Below are 19,248 nucleotides of genomic sequence, written 5' to 3'. Positions count from 1 at the left end.
CGCTCAGCGTCCGGTCGCCGTACGGACGTCGGCCTCGGTCACCGTACGCAGCTCGTCCAGGCTGGGCCGCTGGCCGGACTGGCGCAGCCGCTGCGCCTGCACCTTGCGTACCCCCTCGAAGAGCTTGCGCGCCTCGCGGGCGTTGCCGAAGCTCTCGTCCCTCGGCACCGTCGAGAAGTGTCCGAGCAGGACCTCCGGCACGGCGGCGGCGAGCAGGTACTCGTCGTTCGCCGCCATCCGCTCGACGATCACCACCAACTGCTCCGGGGTGTAGTTGCCGAACTCGATCGTCCTGGCGAACCGGGACGCCAGGCCCGGGTTGGCGTCGAGGAACTGCCGCATCTCCCCGGTGTAGCCGGCGGCGATCACCGCGATCTCGTCCCGGTGATCCTCCATCAGCTTGACCAGGGTGTCGATCGCCTCCTGACCGAAGTCCCCGCCGCTGCCGAACGACCGGGACAGGGTGTACGCCTCGTCGACGAAGAGCACACCGCCTCGGGCCTGCTCGAAGACGGCCGCCGTCTTCTCCGCCGTGTGGCCCAGGTACTGCCCGACCAGGTCACGCCGGGACACCTCACGGAACGGCCCGCCGGACAGCACCCCCAGCGCGGCCAGCAGCTCACCGTAGATCCGGGCCACCGTCGTCTTACCGGTGCCCGGCGCGCCCGCGAAAATCAGATGGTGGCTGACCGCGCTGACCGGCAGCCCGGCGCCGCGCCGCCACTCGTTCACCTGGATCTCGTCGATCAGCCCGCGCACCTCGTCCTTGACCGACTCCAGGCCGACCATCGCGTCGAGCTCGGCCAGCAACTCCTCAGTACGGGCGGTGTCCTGCCCGCCGGCCGACGCGGCGGCGGCCGCGCCGAACACCGCGCGTCGGCTCGCCGTACCGGTCACGATGGTCGGCTCGGCGCCCTCGGCGATGTCGAACACCGGCGTCGCCGTGTTCTCGGTGCTGCACTCCTCGACGCTGCCCGCACAGCCGCGACCGAAGGAGACCGCCGGCCCGCGGGTGTCGCGGATCCGGCAGCGCCGCAGCGTCGGCGCGCTCTGGTGGGCGACCGCGACCCCCGCCCCGCCGGTCCGGGAGATCTCGCACGTCTCCAACACCGGGCGGCCGTGCTGGTAGACGTAGACGCCCCGGTTGCCGCAGCCGGTGATGGTCGACGCCCGGATGGTGGGCGCGGCCCCGATCCGCACGATCACGCCGTCCTCGGCGAGGTCGGTGAACTCGCAACCGTCGACGGTGCCGTCCGAATCCTCGACCACCAGGCCGTGCCGCGCCCCGGTGACCGTGCACCGGGTCAGCGTGAAACTCGACCGGTTGCCGATCACGACGCCGGCACCGAACCCGGCCCGCATCTGGCAGCCGGTCATGGTCAGCCCGGCCCGGTCGACCGCCACCGCCGGCGCGTCGCCGGCCAGCAGCACCAGGTCACGCAGTTCGAGAGTGCCGCCGTTGGCAGACACGGTCGGGTAATGACCGGCGGAGGCGTCGACGGTCACCGACCCGGCACCCTGCGCGGCGACCACAGTGATCTGTCGACCGTTGACGAACAACGCCTCGTAGTACGTGCCGGGGGCGACGGCCACCACCGACCCGTCGGACGCCGCCGCGAGCGCGTCACCGATCGACGGATAGGCGCCCGGCTGGTCCGGACTGACCGAGAGGGTGCGCGTCATGGCTCCGGCTTCGTGCGCGGCGGGACAGGGGATACCGACGATATCGCAGCACCACCAGACCCGGTGTCCGGTGACCGAGTGCGTCGTCGCGGGCCTGCCGTTGGCAGCAGCGACCGGCACCGGTTGTCTACGCTCTACGGCGGGATCCCGGGCTCCGACCGGACGGCGAAGGAGAGCGTGATGGCGGTACGCATGCTGCCGATGACGGCAGCCGCTCTGCTGGTTGACGGCGAGGTCCACACCCACACCTCGGTGCGCGGCGACCTTTTCCCGCAGCTGCACCCGCTGGTCCGGCGGATCCTGGACGAACTTCCGGTCGGCCAGCGGGAACGCTTCGTCGGCTGGTGCGCCGAGCCGGTGCTGATCTCCGACCGGCTGTACGCCGTACAGCAGGGCCAGCCCGGCACCGAGCTGTCGCCGGCCGCGGCCCGGGCGGCGCTGTGGGGTGCCCGGATCCGGGTCACCCTGATCCGCGAGCCGGACGATCCGGCCCACGGCACGGTGGTAGCCCCGTGCCGGTCCTGCCAGCAGCTGCTCGACTGGTTCGGGATGGAGACGCTCTGATGCCCGGCGACGACCGGTTCCCGCCGGAGGTGCTCGCCGCCCTGACTGCGGCCGGCTGGCAGCCGGGGCGACGCGACGAGCAGCGGGGCCGCGACTGGGCCCTGCGGGTCGCCGGGCACGTCGGCCCCGACGGGCGGCAGCACACCGTGGTCGGTCCCGCGATCGAGGCGTACGCCGAGTTCGGCGGCCTGTATGTCGAACCGGACGGCCCCGGCGAGGCGGTCGCACCGAGCACGGTCCACCTTGATCCGTTGCGCGCCGTGCACACCGTCGCCACCCTCGCCGTACTCGCCGACACGCTGGGCGTACCGGTCAGCCCGCTCGGCGTCGAAGCGGACGGCACCGGCGTCCTGGCCATCGATGCCCGGCAGCGGGTGTTCGTGCTGGACCACGGCGGCGACTGGTTCATCGGCCGGTCGGTCGAGCAGGCCGTCACCGTGCTGGTCCTCGGCCAGCGGCCGCACCGGCTCGCCGAGGACGGCAGCTGGTGACCGCCGACCCGGCGGGGTGGCGGCCGGCCACCGCAGCCGAGGCGGGCATGGCCGCCGCCACCGACCGGGCGGGCTACCTGGCGGCGCTCGGCACCGGGCCGCTGCTGCTGCCGGTGTCGGCCGAGACCGCCGCCGGTCAGGCACCGTTCGCCTGGCCCACTGTCGAACACGACGGCACACCACACGTACTGGCCTTCACTTCGCCGCAGGCCATCGCCGCCGGACTGCCGGGCGAGTCGGTACGGTACGTGACGGTCACGCTGGCCGAGGTGGCCGCCGCGATCCCCGACGACAGCTGGTGGTTGGCGGTCGATCCGGGACTGCCGATCGCCGACCGGATCAGCGCCGGGCAGCTGCGGGAGCTGTCACCGTCACCCGATGCCGATGCCGATGTCCGTGCTGGTGCTGCGGCTGGCCCCGCCGATCCGGCCGGCGACATCGCGCAGGCGCTGCGCGCCGCCGTCGCGGCCGAGGACCCGGACGCGGTGATGGCCGCCCTGCTACGGGCCGAGTTCACCGTACCGCTGCCGTCGGACGCCGCCCCCGACGCCGCCGCACGAGACGTGGCCGACCCTGAGTTTCCCTGGTGGTGTCTGCCGGACGAGGCGGGACAACCGTCGGTGCCGGTCTTCACCTCTCCGGCGTTGCTGGCTGAGGTGTTCGACGTGCCGCCGCCATCGGTCGTCGCCTCCAGCGTGCGACTCTTCGCGAACTGGCCGGACCCGCGCTGGCAGCTCGCCGTCGACCCCGGCACCGCCTCGACGGTGAGCCTGCCCGGGGCGGCGGTCCGGCAGGTCAGCTGGTGGCTCGACGAGCTGCGCCGGACCGCGACCGAGGCAGTCGAGGCGGACCAGGCGGTCGAGGCGGACCAGGCCGAGGCGGTCGATGCTGATCCGGATGTTCCGGTCCGGATGCAGCTGGTCGTCCCACACCGCCACCTGCACGCGTACGTGGCGGACGGTTACGACCGGATGGCCGGCCCGGTGCACCGCTGGCACGGACCTGGTCGAGACACCCCCAATCGGCTGTACGCCCGGTTGGGCCTGCTCGGGCCGGAGTCGCCGTTCACCGCCGCCGACGAATGGGTGCCGGTCGTCCGTTGGGAACCCGGCCCGGACACCCCGCTGACCTGGCTCGACGAGCGGCCGCAGCAGCGGGCGCTGGCCGTGCCGGACGGAGCCGAGCTGCACGTGCTGCATCAGGACGGCAGGGACGAACTGCTGGCCCGCTTCGACCGGGGCGGTCGACGCTGGCTGCCGGTGGAGCCGTCGCCAGCCGAGTCGTCGCCGGTCGAGACCACCGGTTGACCGGCGACTACCGCTTGGCCAGCCAGCGCCGCGCGGGCGGGGTGGCCAGCAGGATCACCGCCAGCCCGGCCAGCGCACCGACGACCATCGGCAGCAGCATCGTCGAGTGGTATTCGACCTTGCCGAACAGCAGCAGGCCGCCCAGCACGACGAGGAGCAGCCCGGCGGTGAACCCGGCCGGGGCCCGCAGCATGTTCGGCCCGCCGACCCAGACGATCCGCATGCCGGCCAGGGTCATGAAGACCAGCAGCAGGCAGAGCCCGAGGATCGCGAACGCGATGATCCACAGTAGGAACTTCGCGTCACCCTCGGCCCGGTAGGTGACGACCAGGAACGCGAGACCGGCGACCAGCCAGAGGGCAGCGGTGGGGATCGCCAGCAGTACGGCGGCGGCGACGACCGGTGGCCGCCGGCCGGTGGCCGGGGTGGCGGGGGTGGCGGGGGTGGCGTCCGGCCCGGGTACGTTCACCGGCTCGGTGGACGCCATACCGAATCGTCCTCGGCGGTCGGCGGCTCGCCCCCGGTCGGCTGATCGGGCCCGGCCCGGGCCACCGGTGCGCCGACGTCGGCCGCCGTCGGTGGGCCGTCCCGGGCGGCCGCCGGACGTCTCGCCCGGCGTCGCAGCCACCGGATCAGCAGTATGACGCCGGTGATCAGTGTGCCGAGGATGGTGAAGAAGATCAGCATGCCGATGAGCTCGTCGAGCCCGAACTCGTAGCCTGGCTCGGGTGGCAGGTAGGCGACCGGGTCGCTGGCGGTCGGCGACGGCCGCGGGCTGGCCCGGTCGTCCGGCTCGGTGGTGAGCGCGGCGTGGATGTCCAGGATGCCCCAGCCGAAGTCGAGGTCTTTGCCGGGCGGCCCGGCGTCGTGCGCCGTACCGACCAGCCGTTGGAACAGTTTGCCCTGGTCCTCGTCCGGATACCGCGCCTTGAGCAGCGCGAACGCCCCCGACACCAACGCGGTGGCGGCGCTGGCGCCGTCCATGGTGTAGTAGCCGCCGCCAACGGCTGCTCGGACGATGTCCTCACCGGGTGCGGCGAGGTGGGTCTGCTCGGCGCGGATCGACTCCGGGCTGAGCCCACCGTCCCGCCCGCTGCTGGTGACCGCGATGGTCCACTCACTGCGGGCCGGCTGGCCGATCAGCACGTCGCGGCGGTTGCCGATGCCGGCGACGACGATGACGCCGCGCCGGTAGGCGCTTTCGACGGCGCGCTCCAGCGCCGGGTCGGACGATCCGGTGAGCGAGACGTTGATGATGTCGGCACCGCTGTTGACCGCCCAGTTGATCCCGGTCGCGATGTTTCGGGGCGGGATGATGTCGGTGGTCGGGCTGGTGATTGCGACCGGCAGGATCTTGGCCTTCGGCGCCACCCCGAGCACCCCGTCACGGCCGCCGGGCCCATGACCGTGCCCGGCGATCAGCGAGGCCATGCCGGTGCCGTGGTTACGCCGGTCGACGTGGCCCTTGCTGTCGCGGTCGTACATGTCCGCGCCGGCGAGGACGTTGTCCCGCAGGTCGGGGTGGGAGGCGTCGACGCCGGTGTCGACCACCGCGACGGTCACCCCCTCGCCCTGGGTGATCGCGTGCGCCTCGGCCAGCCGCATCGCCTCGACGTGCCAGGACTGGTCCCGGGTCTCGTCGGCGTGCGCCGGCTCGGCGGGCAGCGACGCCATGCCGAGCAGGCCGACCAGTGCAGCTACCACCAGGCCAATCGACCTCCGGCAAGCACGCATGGGCGGAGCACACCTCTCCGTCGGGCAGTCGCCGGGCCGCCCGGCGCTGTGCCCGGATGATACTGCGTCGGGTGCTTCGTCCGGCTTAGCTCGGCCGCCTGTCGGCCTCATCGCTGGCCCAGACTCCGGCCCTGCTGCTGCGGCGGCTTTTCGTCGGGGGTGTCGATGGTGCCGGGAGCCGCCGGGTCGGTCTGCCACAGCTCGTCGTCACCGTCGCCGTACTCCCAGGTCTGCTGCCGATCGTCGGTCTTGCGGCTGGTGCGACCGCCGCCACCGGCCGGGCCGGCACCCCGTTGCCCGCCCAGCACCGGACCCGGGCCCTTGGCGGCGCTGCCGGGCTTCGTCGGCCCGCTCCGGCCGGACAGCCGTGGAGCAGCCGGGGCCGCCGGTCGACCGGCGGAGCCGGGTGCGGCCGGCTGCGGTAGCCGGGGGCCACCGGCATTCGGGGCGGTGGCGGGGCGGCTGCGCGGGCCGCCCAGACTGGGCGGCGGGGCGGCGGGCCGGCCGGTGCCGCCGCCGGTCGGGCGGCCGGTGCTGCCCGGCAACTGTGGCGCCGCCGGTGGGGTGGGTCGGACCGGGGGGCGGCCGGTCGGCCCCGGTGGCCGGGAGCCACCCGGCGTCGGCCCAGTGCTGCCGGGCAGTGACGGGCGCTGCGGCGCGGGACCTCGGCTGGCCGGGTTGTTCGGCGGCGGCCCACCGGCCCCGGGCAGCGCCGGCCGGGGCGGACCGGGCGGCCGGACCGGAGGGTTCGGGCGGTTCGCACCCGGCGGCGGTGCTCCGGGGCGGTTGACCCCCGGCGCCCCCGGTCGTGGCCCGGGGGTGACGCCGGGTGGCACCACCGCCGGTGGCGGGCTCGGTGCCGGGCCGGCGCCGGTCTGCGGGAGGCTGGGTGCAGGCGGAGGCGCGGTCGGCGGGGCGACGGTGCCCCCGGCGAGGTGCAGCCCGTCCGGCACCGCCGGCGGTGGCGTGAGCGACGGCGTGCCCCGGCCCAGCCCGGGAGCGGCGGGCGGCTCGCCGCGCCCCGCGAACTCCGGCCGGGGCGGTGCGCCCGGGCTGCCGGGCGGCGGCGCACCGGGTGGCGGTGCCCCCGGGCCGCCGGGGGGTGCGACCGACGGGTCAACCACGGCCGCGTCGGTCGGGCCCCGGAAGGTGCTGCCCCGGGTGATGTGGCTCAGGTACACGTCGATGTACATCTCGGCCAACGGCTTGATGATGTCCCGGGCGCGCTCGAAGTAGTCGTCCATGACGTCTTTGCGGGTCCGGCCGGTGGTGCCGGGAATCCAGTCGTACGTGTCGGACCACTGCAGACCGTTGTCCGGGTCGGCGGCCTCGACGGTGTACTGCTCCCAGAGGCTGCGGAACTCCTGCTGGGTCGACTCGATCTTGCCGGCCAGCTGCTCCAGGCCACGGCGGTTGCTGTCGGCCGCCTCCTTCCACTCGTCGAGCGAGTAGAGGGTGGCGCCCACCCGTTGCATGAAGTACTCACCGGCCGGTGACTGCCACTTGGCGGCCAGCGCCGTCGCGTACCGCTGCAGGTTGTTGCGGGTGCTGTCGAGCAGCACGCCGATCCGGTGCCACATGTCGGCGACGGCGATCACCCGCTCGTCGCTCTCATTCTGGATCCAACCCCACATCGTCTCGATGTTGGTTGTCTCCTTGTCCCACACGGTGGGTTCGTAGCGCTGGTTCGGATCCGAGTAGTCGTGAACGACGTAGTCGCTCCTGGTGCTCACGTACGGGATCGACACCGGCTGCCAGCCGAAGTACTCGTCGGACATCCCCGCTCCTCGACGTCGCTATCCGCGCTGCTCAGTGATCGGCCGACGGACTGTCGAGCTCGTCGTCGTGCATGTCTTCGTCGTCGGCACGGATGTCGTAGGCACCGTCGCCCTCACCGATCGTCTCGGCCTCGTACAGCGACAGGTCCCGGTCGGCCGCCTCGGGGGCGTAGGAGGAGGTTTCCTCGTCCGGATCGACGACCAGACTCGGATCCTCGACGCCGCTCTCCGGGTCCTGCCAGTGGCCTTCCAGAGTCTCCTGCCCGTCGAGCGCCGCGAAGGCGTTGAAGACGGTCATCTGGTCGGCCGCGACCAGGGCGTCGCCGTCGAGGTATTCGGCGGAGATCGACTTGGCGGCGGTCGCCAGCGAGGCGAGGCCCTTGGCCACCTCGCCGAGCAGCAGGGTTGCCGCCTCACGGTTCTCGTCGTGCCGGCCCTGGAAGAACCGGCCCTCGGACATCCCCGACCCGCCGAACGGCACCGGGATGGTGAGCATGTGGTTGATGCCGCTCGCCAGACTCGGCTGGAAGTTGAGCCGCAACTCGTCCATCACGCACTGGGCGAAGTCGTCGAGCTGCTCGATGTCGACGTCGATGGTCTCGTTGACCAGCCAGCTGTCGTCCGCCATGATCCCTCCCCCAGGCCCCACGCGCGTATCGGCATCCACAAAACTATCGTGTCACCGCAATCATCGTGGACCGAGAGTCACGATGTGGACGGTAGATGGAGCAACTGGACGAGCCGGGTGCCTTCCCGCCTGGTGACCAGCCAACCCCGCCCCGGCGGCAGCGGGCCGGGCCGGACGTTGCCGAGCAGCACCCCCTCGTCGCGGCTGCCGGACATCACCAGGCCCGGCGAGCTGAGCTCGCGCAGTCGCATCAGGATCGGCTCGTACAGTGCCCGGCTGGCCCCGCCGCTGCGCCGGGCGATCACCAGGTGCAGCCCGATGTCACGGGCCTGCGGCAGGAACTCCAGCAGCGGCAGCAGCGGGTTGCCGCCGCCACCGGCGACCAGGTCGTAGTCGTCGACCAGGATGTACAGGTCAGGGCCGCGCCACCAGCTGCGGGTACGCAGCTGTTCCGGGGTCACGTCCGCCGGGGGCAGCCGGTCCCGCATCACGTTGACCACCTCGGTCAGCATGCCGGCGGTGACGTCCGTCGAGGTGCCGTACCCGATCTGGTGTTTTTCGCTGATGTCGCCGAGCAGGCTGCGCCGGTAGTCGACGACGATGAGCCGGGCCTGGGTCAGGTCGTTGCGGTCGGTGATGCCCCGGGCCAGCGCCCGCAGGAAGCTGCTCTTGCCGGACTCGCCATCGCCGAAGACGATGAAGTGTGGATCGGTGCCCAGGTCCAGGTGCACCGGCTGCAGGTCGACCTCGGCGATGCCGATCGGCACGCCGGGGCGTCCGGTGTCCGGCACCGAGTCGTACGGCACCACCGCCGGCAGCAGCCGCACCGGTGGCGCACCCGGGCCCTGCCAGGCGGCGGCGACCTCGGTGACGAACCGCCGGGCCCCGTCGGCGAGGGTCCCGGCGTCGGCGTCGCCATCGGTGCGCGGCAGCGCGGCGAGGAACTGCATGCCGTCCGGGGTGATGCCCCGGCCGGGTGACTTGTCCGGCACGTTCATCGCCGCCCGCCGGTCCAGGTTGGAGTCGCTGGCGTCGGCGAGGCGCAGCTCCAGCCGGGTGCCGAAGACGTCGCGTACCGCCGGTCGCAGGTCCATCCACCGGCCGGCGCTGATCACCAGGTGTACGCCGAACGACAGCCCCCGGTTGGCGATGTCGTTGATCGCCGGCTCCAGGTCCTCGAACTCGGCGCGTACCGCCGCCCAGCCGTCGATCACCAGGAACACGTCGCCGAACGGGTCGTCGGTGTGCCCGCCGTGCCGGCGTTCCCGCCGGTAGGTGGCCATCGAGTCGATCCGGTTCTCGGCGAACCGGCGTTCCCGTTGGGCCATCAGCAGCCGCAGCTCGGCGATGGTCCGGCGGACCTGCCCGGCGTCCAGCCGGGTGGCGACCCCACCGACCTGTGGCAGGTCACGCAGCGCGGTGAGCGCCCCGCTGCCCAGGTCGAGGCAGTAGATCTGCACCTCGCGCGGGGTGTGGGTGAGGGCGAGCGACGACACGACCGTACGCAGCAGGGTGCTCTTGCCGCTCTGCGGTCCGCCGACGATGACGGTGTGCCCGGCGGAGCCGCCGAGCTCCAGCCAGAGCACGTCGCGGCGCTGCTCGAACGGCTTGTCGATGAGGCCGACGGCGGCCCGCAGCTCGCCCTGCAGGGTCGGGCTGGCGGCGGTGACGCCGCGTTCGGGGTCGGCGACCAGCGGGGAGAGGAGCTGGTCGAGGGTCATCGGGTCGCCGAGCGGCGGGAGCCACACCTGGTGGGCGGGTTTGCCTCGGCCGGTGAGCCGGCTGACCAGGATGTCGAGCAGGCTTTCGCCGGTGGTGTCGGCCGGTTCGGGTGCCGGCTGCCGGGCGTCGGCCGGTAGCCGGGGGGCGACGTACTGGGTGGTGTATTCCTGGACCCGGTCGTCGCCGTCGCCGGCGGCGACCGCCTCGGCGGTCTTGCTGCGGTACGTGCCGGAGACGTACGCGGCCCGGAACCGTACCAGCGGTTCGGTGCCGAACCGCAGGTAGCCGTGGCCGGGGGAGCGGGGCAGTTCGTACGCGTCGGTGGCGCCGAGCACCACCCGGCTCTCCATCGCGGAGAAGGTCCGCAGGCCGATCCGGTACGACAGGTGGGTGTCCAGCCCGCGCAGCCGGCCCTCCTCCAGCCGCTGCGAGGCGAGCAGCAGATGCACGCTCAACGACCGGCCGACCCGCCCGATCTGGACGAACATGTCGATGAAGTCTGGCTTGGCGGTCAGCAGTTCGGAGAACTCGTCACAGATGATCAGCAGCGCCGGCATCGGCTCCAGCGGTGCCCCGGCGGCCCGGGCCTTCTCGTAGTCACGCTGCGAGGCGTAGTTGCCGGCCGAGCGGAGCAGCTCCTGCCGGCGGACCAGCTCGCCGTTGATCGCGTCGGTCATCCGGTCGACCAGCGGCAGCTCGTCGGAGAGGTTGGTGATCACCGCGCTGGTGTGCGGCAGCTTGTCCAGCCGGGTGAACGTCGCCCCGCCTTTGAAGTCGATCAGCACGAAGTTCAGCGTCTCCGACGAGTGGGTGGCGGCGAGCGCCAGCACCAGGGTGCGCAGCAGCTCCGACTTGCCGGAGCCGGTGGCGCCGATCAGCAGGCCGTGCGGGCCCATGCCGTCCTGCGCGGACTCCTTGAGGTCCAGCTCGACCGGGGTGCCGTCCGGGGTCAGCCCGAGCGGCACCCGCAGCCGGTCCCGGTTCGGCCGGGGCGTCCACGCCCGGTCCACGTCGAACTCGTACGGGTCGCCCAGGTCGAGCAGGTCGGCCAGGTCCTGCTCCAGGTTGAGCGGCTGCTCGCCACGGGACGCGGCGGACAGCCGCAGCGGCGCCAACTCCATCGCCAACGCCTCCGCCTCGGCGACCGTGCAGCCGTCGGCGGTGCCGATCTGCGCCCGGCCGTCCAGAGTGACGCTGGTCATCGACCCGTCGGCGGCGACATCGAGCACCAGCCGGGCCCGGTCGAGCACCCGTGGCGGCGGCTCGGACAGGTCGACGATGGTCACTCCTTCCACGCCGCCGTCGGTCATCAGGTGATCGGAGCCGGCCGGGTCACCGCCGTCGAGCACCACCAGCAGGTGCGGCCCGGAGGTGGCGGCGGACCCGCCGCCGGTGAGGTTGAACCGGGGGCGGTTGGCGAGCACGTCGTCGAGCATCGCCTCCAACCCGGTCACCGTCGGCGACACCAGCCGCAGCGCACCGGTCGCGTCGGTGCGGGTCGGGTGCAGGGCGTGTGGCAGCCACTTGACCCACTCCCAGTGCTCCCGCCGGGCCGGGGCCGGACAGACCGCCACCAGCATGTCGTCCGGCGCGTGGAACGCGGTGGCCTGGGCGATCACCGCCCGGACCAGGGCTCGGGCGGCGTCCGGGTCGCCGCGCAGATGCACCCGGGCGAAGCCGCGCAGCGCCATGTCCACCGGCAGCTGCGGCACGGTGGCGTAGCTGGTCAGGAACCGGCGCAGCGCCAACGCGCACATCGGCTCCAGCTTCTCCAGCGCGGTCGGCGGCGGTGGGACCAGCGGCGTCGCCAGCTCCTGCGGCCCGAGACCCACCCGTACGGTGGCGAAGTCGGGATCGCCGCGGCGGCGTTCCCACAGCCGGGGACCGACCGGCACCGACCACAGCGTCTGCGGATCCGGGTGCCGGTAGAACGCGGCTTCCCGCTGCTGGCGTACGGTCCGCAGGACCCGGCGACGCTGCCGTGACAGATGCGCCAGGTACTCGCGCCGCCGCTGCGCCATCTCCTGCCGGCTCGGCCCACCGGCCTGGTTGGACAGCTGGGTGGCGAGCATGCCGAGCGCGGAGAGGCCGAACAGGCCACCGGCGACGTAGCTGAGCGTCGAACCGCCCCGCCCGGCGTACATCAGCGCCATCGCGACCGAGCCGGCCAGCATCGGCAGCAGCATCATCAGCTGCCCCCAGGACCGGCCGGTCGGCGCCGGCACCTCGGGGGGCGCGTCGAGCAGGACCTCGCCGGACGGGTACTCCGGCTCGGGTCGGCGCGCCGGACGCCGTATCACCACCGTACCCACGGATCGATCCTCCCCGTCGTCGTCACACCCGGACGCCGGGTCGCTACCGGCACCGATGGCACCGGCACATGGTAGGTAGCCTTCTCGAGTCAGGACAGCCCGCGCGGCTTGATGAGGAGTCAGCAGTGGTCACCCAGGCCGGAACCGGACTCGCCCGGATCGCCGTCGTGGCGCCGACCCGACGCATCGACCTCGCCCTGCCGGAACACCTGCCGCTGGTCGGGCTGCTTCCGGCGGTGCTGCGGCAGGCCGACGAGAACGCTTCCGACGGTACGGCCGACGGCGGCTGGGCGTTGCGGCGTACCAACGGATCCACCCTGGACCTCAACCGTACGCTCGCCGCGCAGCAGGTCCGCGACGGCGAGACGCTGCATCTGCTGCCCCGCCGCACCGAGTGGCCGGAGCTGGCCTACGACGACCTGATGGAGGCGATCGCCGCCGGCGCCCGGCGGCGCGGACTGTCCTGGACACCGGCCGCCACCCGGCTGACCGGCCTGCTGACCGGGGCCGTGCTGCTGCTGCTCGCCCTGGTCGCGGTGGTGACCGGCGGCGGCACCGGGGTGGCCGCCGGGGCGGCCCTGCTCGGCACCGCCGCCGTGCTGGTCGCGGTCGGCGTGCTGCTGTCCCGGGCGATGGCCGACTCGCTGGCCGGCGCGGTGCTCGCCGCACTGGCCCTGCCGTACGCGTTCGTCGGCGGTGCGGTGTCGCTGGCCGGCGGTGAACCGGTCACCGAGCTGGGGGCACCGCACCTGCTGGTCGGTTCGGCGGCGCTGACCCTGACCGGGGTGTTCGGCATGCTCGGCGTCGGGGACGCCGGCCGGGTCTTCGTCGCGGCGATCTTCACCGGGGTCAGCGGGACGACCGGTGCGGTGCTGGCCGTCGGGCCACTGGACGGGCCGCGCGCCGCGGCGGTGCTGGTGGCCGCGGTGACCCTGCTGCTGCCGGCGCTGCCGCTGATCTCGGTACGGGCCGGCAAACTGCCGATGCCGGCGCTGCCGCGTACCGCCGAGGACCTGGTCCGCGACGACCCGCAACCGGACCGGGCGGAGATCTACCGGGCGACGGCCCGCGCCGACGAGGTGCTGACCGGCCTGATGTTCGGTACGGCCGTGGTCGCCGCCGCCGGGTCGGCGGTGCTGGCCTTCTCGGCGACGGTCGGCGCGGTGCTGCTGGTCGCCGTGGTGACGGCCGGTCAGCTGCTGCGGGCCCGGCTGGTCTCGACGATCCGGCACCGGGTGCCGCTGCTGGCCGGCGGCCTGGTCGGTGTCGGTCTGCTGACCCTGATCGGTACGGGCGGGATGGCGGCCGGTACCCGGCTGGCCCTGCTGCCGGTGGTGCTGCTGGTGGTGGCGCTGGTGCTGGCGGCCGGGATGGTCTACAGCCGACGTCCGCCGACGCCCCGGCTGGCCCGGCTCGGCGACGGGCTGGACGTGGTGCTGCAACTGGCCGTGGTGCCGGTGGCCTGCGCCGTGCTCGGCCTGTACGGCTTCATGCGGGCGATCAACGGCTGACGGTTCCGGCTGGTCCCTCGGCCGGCCCGGCCAACTGCTCGGGCCGCAGCGGCGGGAACGGGCCGCCCCGGACCAGCCGGATCAGCGCCGTGTCGACGTCGTCGGCGACGTACTGGTAGCCGGCCCAGTGCAGCAGCAGGACCCGGCCGGCGCCGTCGACGACCAGCTCGGCCGGGCCGTCCGAGTTGCCGCCGAGCGGAAACACCGGATGGTCGTACTCGTCGACGAAGACCCGCGCCTCTTCGGTGACCAGACCGCTGCGTACCGGGTGGATGAAGGTCGGGAAGCCGGCGTCGGCGGTGCCGTCCGAGCCGAACTGGGCGATGGTCAGCCCGCCGAACTCGGTCAGCGCCGCGCGGGCCACCGGCGTCATGACCAGCCCGTCGAGCTCACCCGCCCACCGGCCGGCCCACTGGTCGACCATCGCGGAGACGTCCCGGCCGGGGAACCAGCCGGCGGCTTCCAGCACCGGCCGTACGTCCGGCGGGAACCGGCGGGCGGCGGCCCGGGCGGCGGCGTACCGCTCGGCGACGACCGTCACCGGGATCGGCGGCCACTGGCTGACCTCGCCGGACTCCCGGTCGATCACGATCCGCGGTGACCCGGAACCGGTCGGCGGCCCGGTCGCCGGGCCCGCTGAGTCGTCGGCGGGGATCAGCCAGGCGACGTAGCCGTGCTCGAACTCGTGCAGGCCGATCCGCTCGTCGGCACCGGCACCGGCACCGTGGTCGGTCGCCCATCGTCGGGCCAGGTCCAGCGCCTCGTCGCGACCGAGCATCGATGTTCCCTCCGGGCTGCGGGCGAGACCCCACGGTACGCCGTCGTCACCGGAGCCTGTGGGATGCGGCACGCCGCGTGAGCCTATGGTAGGCAGCACGCCGTGTGGTGCAGCCGTGCGGCGCCGACGGGTGGAAGGAAACCAGGCATGCCGTCGCGGCGCGACCAGGTCCAGTCGTACCAGTTCTTCGTCCAGCGGACGACGTCCGCGCTGGTGGCCAGGGACCCGGACCCGGCGGTCGCACCGTTTCAACGACTTGGCGGCGCGGGCCTCGGCGGGATCATGGTGGCGGTGCTGTGCCTCGGCGCGGTCGGTGTCTTCGGCTTCGTCGTCCCCGGTGGAGCGACCAGCTGGCAGGACGGTGCCTCGGTGATCCTGGAGAAGGAGACCGGCACCCGCTACCTCTACCGCGACGGCCATCTGCACCCGGTGGTCAACTACGCCTCGGCGCTGCTGGCGCTGGAGTCCTTCGCCCCGGTGACCGACGTGTCGCGCAACTCTCTGGCGGGTACGCCGCGAGGTCCCCGGATCGGCATCCCGGACGCACCGGACGCGTTGCCCGACGCGAAGCGGATCCTGACCGGCGGGTGGACACTGTGTTCGCAGGCCGTCCCGGACGAGTCCGGTGAGCTGGTGACCACCACGGTGCTGACGGTCGGCCGGCCGCCGGTCGGTGGCCGGCCCACCGCCGACGGGGCGCTGCTGGTCCGCGACGTCGACACCCGGCACCTGCAGCTGATCTGGCGGGACCAGCGGCACGAACTGGTCGACGAGGACATCGTCCTGGAGGGCCTGGCGTTGCGCTCCGAGCCGGTCGTGCTGGTCGGCGGGGCCTGGCTGAACGCGTTGCCGGCCGGGGAGCCGATCGGCAGCCGGCCGGTGCCCGGCCGGGGCGAGCCGTCGACCGCACTGCCGGACGCGGTCGCCGGCCAGATCTACGTGGTCGAGAACCAGACCGGCGACCGGCAGTACTACCTTGCCGAACGGGACCGGCTGGCGCCGTTGACCGAGTTGCAGGCCGAGGTGCTGCTCGCCGATCCGGGCACCCGGGACGCGTACGGCGGTGAACCGCCGACCGCACGGCCGGTCGCCGCCGCCACCGTGGTCGGCGCGCCCCGGGCGGCCGAGTCCGGGGAAACCGGCGCCCGGGCGCCGCAGCGCCGACCGGACATCCTGCGGCTGACCGACGGCCGGCAGAGCGTCTGCGCCGGCTACCCGCCCGGCAGCCACCAGCCGCAGGTGCTGGTCGACGCGCAGGTCGAGCCGCCGACACAGGCGATCGTCACCCCGGCGCGCACCGCCGACGGCGTACCGCTGGCGGACCGGGTGGTGATCGAGCCCGGCCATGGCGCGTTGGTCGAGTCGATGCCCGCCCCGGACGCCCCGGCCGGCACCCTGACCCTGGTGACCGACCTCGGCATCCGCTATCCGCTGGCGGACCGGGCGGTCGCCGCGATGCTCGGCTACCCCGAGGTGGAGCCGGTGCGGCTACCCGCCAGCCTGGTGGTGCGGCTGCCGGGCGGTCCGGCGCTGGACCCGGCGGCAGCCCGACGACCAGCCTGAACGACTATTGTGGATCAACGGACGTCGGCCGGGTGGCGTCGGTCGATCGGTATCGGTCTGGCGCCACTGGACACAAGGAACTACCGTTTCCGTTGACAGATGGTGCGTCGGCGCACCATGCGGCACCGCCCCTCGGATTGCGGGGCATCCCACCAGAGGACGGGGTGAAGATCACCATGACCGGGATGAACACCAATACCGGGCTGATGGTTCAGACCGAGAAGGACGTCGATGACGTCGCGAACCGGCTGACCGGCAACCTGAACCAGTTGATGGACCAGCTCATGCCGCTCTACGACCAGTGGAAGGGCATCGGTGCCGGCTCGTTCCAGCAGGTGCGTCAGGCGTTCGACGAGGACATGGCGCGGCTGAACATCGCGTTGCGGTCGATCGCCGAGGCGGTCGGTTCGGCCGGTAAGGACTACGAAGTCAGCGACGAAGAGATCAAATCCGAGATGGATTCGGCGGGGGCGACCGCCGGCCAGATCACCGCGGCTCTGAAGCTCTGACCGGAGGGATCGAGATGGACATCCGCTACGATTTCGCCGCGCTCAACAACGCCGCCGACAATTGCGGCACCGCGGCCAAGAACATGACTCAAGAGCTCGACGGCCTCAAGACCGGCATCCAGCCGCTGGTGGCAACCTGGGAGGGCGACGCGCAGACCGCGTACCTGACCCGGCAGGCGGAGTGGGAATCGGCCGCCAACGACCTCAAGGACCTGCTCAACCGGATCGAGAAGGCGCTGCGCGAGGCGGCCCTCCGGATGCAGGCACGCGAGGCGGCCAACCGCTCCAAGTTCGAGTGACCGACGCGGTCACCGACCCGCCGGTCCGGGCACCACGAAGTACGCCTCCTGCGGATCGGTGCCCGCCGGGTGGCTGCCGGCACCGGTCACGCCGGTAGTGGGTACGCCGGTACCGGATGCGCTGCGACCGGATGCGCCGCCTGCGGGCGTACCGCCCTGTGATGCCACGCCGCTGCGGCCGACCGCCCGCCGGGTCGGCTGCCAGCGGCGGCGTCGGCCGCCCGGCAGCGCCGCCACGGCCACCGCGACCAGCAGGAGCAGCAACGCCGTACCGGCGGCCACCGCCACAGCGGTCCGGGTCAGCTGCTGCCAGCGGGCCGCCCGCTGCGCCGTGGCGGCATCCGGCACGACCGTCGGCAACGCCGGTGCGGCGACCGGCTCGCCCGCGGCCAGCCGTTCGGTCACCGCCCGGTACGGGTTGACCACCCCGTGGCCGTAGCCCTCCGACCGGCCGCCGGGTGCCGGATCCGCGGTCGCCGTCAGCCGCCGGGCCACGTCGGCCGCCGACAGATCCGGCTCGGCGGCCCGCAGCAGCGCCGCCGCCGCGCTCACCACCGGGGTGGCATAGCTGGTGCCGGCGACCACCTGGTGCCCGGACACCCGGCTCGCCGCCAACACCGCCCCACCCGGCGCCACCAGGTCCACGTAGTCACCGACCTGCGAGTCCGCCAGCCGTACGCCGTTCTCGTCGATCGCCCCGACGCCGATCACCCCGTCGAACGCCGCCGGGTACGGCGTCGGATCCGGCGACGCGCCCTGCTGGTGGCTGTTGCCGGCTGCGGCCACCAGCACCACGTCGGCCCGGACGGCGCGCTCGACCGCTGCCCGTACCGCCGGATCCGCGCGGTACATGATCAGCGACATGTTGATCACCTTCGCGTCGCTGGCCACCGCGAGGTCGATCGCCTCGGCCAGCCGGTCCGCCGGTGAGTCGGGGCCGTCCTGCTGCGCCTGGATCCGCTCGGTGACCCGGATCGGAACGATCGTCACCCCCGGGGCGATGCCGTGGAAGCCGACGCCGTCCACCCTGGTGGCGGCGATCAGGCTGGCCACGGCAGTGCCGTGCGAGGCGCAGTCCACGGTGCCGTCGGCCTCGACGCCGGTCAGGTCGGCGCCGGCGGTCACTTGACCGGACAGTTGCGGATGGTCGTCGTCGACACCGGAATCGATCACCGCGACCCGCACCCCCGACCCGTCGGTGACCGGCCAGCTGCGCTCGGGCGCCAACCAGCGCTGATGCCAGGAGATCTGAGGGATCACCGGTCCGGGGTCGGCCGGGCCGCGGCAACTGCCCGGGGCGGCGGACGCCGGTGCCGCCGCGACGACCGGCAGCACGCCCGGCGCGACGGTCAGCAGTACGCCCAGCAGTACGCCCAGCGCGACGGCCAGTAGCAGGGTCGGTGACCGCATCAGCTGACCTCCAGACCTCCCGTACCGCCCGGCATCCTATCCAGCGGCGGCGACCGGCGGGCTCGTGCGGCTGGCACACATTCAGTATCGTCGTCTTGACGCTTCACCCTCGGTGCCCGGCAGCGGCCGGTGTGACGCGGCGACGGGGAGGGACACGATGGACGTGCACGGCCTGCGCGCCCGCGCCGACGAGTTGATGGCACAGTTCGACCGGATGCGTTCCGGCGCCGCCGACCTGCAACAGCAACTGCGAGCGGTGTCGGCTACCGTCACCTCCGACGACGGGCTCGTCACCGTCACGGTCGGGCCGAGAGGGCAGGTTACCAAGGTGGAGCTCGACCCGCGCATCTACCGCCGGCCGAACGCCGCGCAGCTGTCCGTCACGGTCACCGAGACCATCCGGGCCGCCACCGCCCAGACGATGGCCGAAGTGGAGCGGATCTGCCGGCCGCTGGTGCCCGACGCGCAGTTCCAGGCACACATCGACTTCGATCTCGAAGGCATCTTCCGCCAGCTCGACACCGACCTGCCCGGGGGTGACCGGAATTGACCGAGCCGCAGCAGACCTTCCTCAACCCGGACCTGGCCCGCCCGGCCGGCAACGCGCTCGGCGCGGCGGCCGAGACACTGGCCGCCGAGTGGGCCCGCGTCACCGGCACCATCCGGACGCTCAACGAGGCCCGGCCATGGGGCGACGACGAGGCCGGCCGGACGTTCAACGAGCACTATCTGGACGGCGGTGACGAGGCCCCGGCGAAGGTGACCCTGGACGCCGGCGACGACCTCGTCGCCGCTTTCGAAGACACCGGGCTCCGGATCGTCTCCTCGGTCGACGGCACGGTCGACGACGACGGCGCGGTCGGCGACAGCTTCGGCGGCGGCAGGTAGCGCGGTCGCTGTCGGAGGGCCAACGACGTGGCGATCATCAATCCCCGGGAGTGGTTCGGCGAGTACGGTTG

17 protein-coding genes are annotated in these 19,248 nt (G+C 73.1%); 9 read left to right on the top strand and 8 right to left on the bottom strand.

Annotation, left to right across the window (positions count from 1 at the left end):
• Nucleotides 1-3 precede the first annotated feature (3 nt).
• A complete protein-coding gene (locus EDC02_RS26530) occupies nt 4-1,683 on the bottom strand; it encodes a right-handed parallel beta-helix repeat-containing protein (RefSeq protein WP_123604294.1) in 1,680 nt (559 codons plus the stop codon).
• Between the two features lie 180 nt (nt 1,684-1,863).
• Here EDC02_RS26530 and EDC02_RS26525 point away from each other — a divergent pair, with 180 nt between their 5' ends.
• From EDC02_RS26525 to EDC02_RS26515, 3 genes are read left to right on the top strand one after another with little or no spacing between them, the layout of a single operon-like run.
• The gene (locus EDC02_RS26525; RefSeq protein ID WP_199757776.1) at nt 1,864-2,247 is read left to right on the top strand and encodes a YwqJ-related putative deaminase; all 384 of its coding nucleotides are present in this window, start codon (nt 1,864-1,866) and stop codon (nt 2,245-2,247) included.
• Nucleotides 2,247-2,738 carry an SUKH-3 domain-containing protein gene (locus EDC02_RS26520; RefSeq protein WP_123604292.1) on the top strand — a complete coding sequence of 164 codons (492 nt, stop codon included), beginning with the start codon at nt 2,247-2,249 and terminating at the stop codon, nt 2,736-2,738. The genes EDC02_RS26525 and EDC02_RS26520 overlap by 1 nt, the downstream gene beginning before the upstream one ends.
• A complete protein-coding gene (locus EDC02_RS26515; RefSeq protein WP_233606298.1) occupies nt 2,735-4,045 on the top strand; it encodes an SseB family protein in 1,311 nt (436 codons plus the stop codon). Before EDC02_RS26520 ends, EDC02_RS26515 begins: the two co-directional genes overlap by 4 nt.
• Before the next feature lie 7 nt (nt 4,046-4,052).
• On the opposite strand, the gene EDC02_RS26510 is transcribed toward EDC02_RS26515, so the two are convergent.
• From EDC02_RS26510 to eccCa, 5 genes are all read right to left on the bottom strand, one after another.
• Nucleotides 4,053-4,532 (bottom strand): hypothetical protein, encoded by a 480-nt coding sequence (locus tag EDC02_RS26510; protein ID WP_123604291.1) that lies wholly within the window; start codon nt 4,530-4,532, stop codon nt 4,053-4,055.
• Nucleotides 4,511-5,779: a S8 family serine peptidase gene (locus tag EDC02_RS26505; RefSeq protein ID WP_370461499.1), complete on the bottom strand. Its 1,269-nt coding sequence runs from the start codon at nt 5,777-5,779 to the stop codon at nt 4,511-4,513. The genes EDC02_RS26510 and EDC02_RS26505 overlap by 22 nt, the downstream gene beginning before the upstream one ends.
• A 107-nt stretch (nt 5,780-5,886) precedes the next feature.
• The gene (locus EDC02_RS26500) at nt 5,887-7,557 is read right to left on the bottom strand and encodes a WXG100 family type VII secretion target (RefSeq protein WP_123604289.1); all 1,671 of its coding nucleotides are present in this window, start codon (nt 7,555-7,557) and stop codon (nt 5,887-5,889) included.
• 31 nt (nt 7,558-7,588) lie between these two features.
• A complete protein-coding gene (locus EDC02_RS26495) occupies nt 7,589-8,185 on the bottom strand; it encodes a hypothetical protein (RefSeq protein ID WP_199757775.1) in 597 nt (198 codons plus the stop codon).
• 77 nt (nt 8,186-8,262) lie between these two features.
• Nucleotides 8,263-12,219: a type VII secretion protein EccCa gene (gene eccCa, locus EDC02_RS26490; RefSeq protein ID WP_123604288.1), complete on the bottom strand. Its 3,957-nt coding sequence runs from the start codon at nt 12,217-12,219 to the stop codon at nt 8,263-8,265.
• A gap of 125 nt (nt 12,220-12,344) precedes the next feature.
• Here eccCa and eccD point away from each other — a divergent pair, with 125 nt between their 5' ends.
• Complete coding sequence (gene eccD, locus EDC02_RS26485; RefSeq protein WP_123604287.1) at nt 12,345-13,730, top strand: type VII secretion integral membrane protein EccD; 1,386 nt, start codon at nt 12,345-12,347, stop codon at nt 13,728-13,730.
• On the opposite strand, the gene EDC02_RS26480 is transcribed toward eccD, so the two are convergent.
• A complete protein-coding gene (locus EDC02_RS26480; RefSeq protein WP_233606297.1) occupies nt 13,720-14,580 on the bottom strand; it encodes an SUKH-3 domain-containing protein in 861 nt (286 codons plus the stop codon). The genes eccD and EDC02_RS26480 overlap by 11 nt on opposite strands.
• 75 nt (nt 14,581-14,655) lie before the next feature.
• On the opposite strand from EDC02_RS26480, the gene eccB reads away from it, so the two are divergent.
• The 3 genes from eccB to EDC02_RS26465 all read left to right on the top strand — a co-directional run bounded on the left by eccB (nt 14,656) and on the right by EDC02_RS26465 (nt 16,879).
• Nucleotides 14,656-16,071: a type VII secretion protein EccB gene (eccB, locus tag EDC02_RS26475; RefSeq protein WP_123604285.1), complete on the top strand. Its 1,416-nt coding sequence runs from the start codon at nt 14,656-14,658 to the stop codon at nt 16,069-16,071.
• A 185-nt stretch (nt 16,072-16,256) separates the two neighbouring features.
• Entirely contained in the window at nt 16,257-16,580 is a 324-nt protein-coding gene (locus EDC02_RS26470; protein WP_370461566.1) for a WXG100 family type VII secretion target, read from the top strand.
• A gap of 14 nt (nt 16,581-16,594) precedes the next feature.
• Nucleotides 16,595-16,879, top strand: coding sequence for a WXG100 family type VII secretion target (locus EDC02_RS26465; protein WP_123604284.1), 285 nt, complete (start codon nt 16,595-16,597; stop codon nt 16,877-16,879).
• Nucleotides 16,880-16,888: 9 nt separating this feature from the next.
• On the opposite strand, the gene mycP is transcribed toward EDC02_RS26465, so the two are convergent.
• Complete coding sequence (mycP, locus tag EDC02_RS26460; protein ID WP_123604283.1) at nt 16,889-18,289, bottom strand: type VII secretion-associated serine protease mycosin; 1,401 nt, start codon at nt 18,287-18,289, stop codon at nt 16,889-16,891.
• A 157-nt stretch (nt 18,290-18,446) separates the two neighbouring features.
• Here mycP and EDC02_RS26455 point away from each other — a divergent pair, with 157 nt between their 5' ends.
• Complete coding sequence (locus tag EDC02_RS26455; protein ID WP_123604282.1) at nt 18,447-18,839, top strand: YbaB/EbfC family nucleoid-associated protein; 393 nt, start codon at nt 18,447-18,449, stop codon at nt 18,837-18,839.
• Nucleotides 18,836-19,177, top strand: coding sequence for a hypothetical protein (locus EDC02_RS26450; RefSeq protein ID WP_123604281.1), 342 nt, complete (start codon nt 18,836-18,838; stop codon nt 19,175-19,177). Before EDC02_RS26455 ends, EDC02_RS26450 begins: the two co-directional genes overlap by 4 nt.
• Nucleotides 19,178-19,248 lie beyond the last annotated feature (71 nt).

This window comes from Micromonospora sp. Llam0, from assembly GCF_003751085.1.
Taxonomy (GTDB): Bacteria; Actinomycetota; Actinomycetes; order Mycobacteriales; family Micromonosporaceae; genus Micromonospora_E.
The sequence above is the reverse complement of the archived record's forward strand: the minus strand, read 5'-3'. Positions and strand labels throughout refer to the sequence as shown.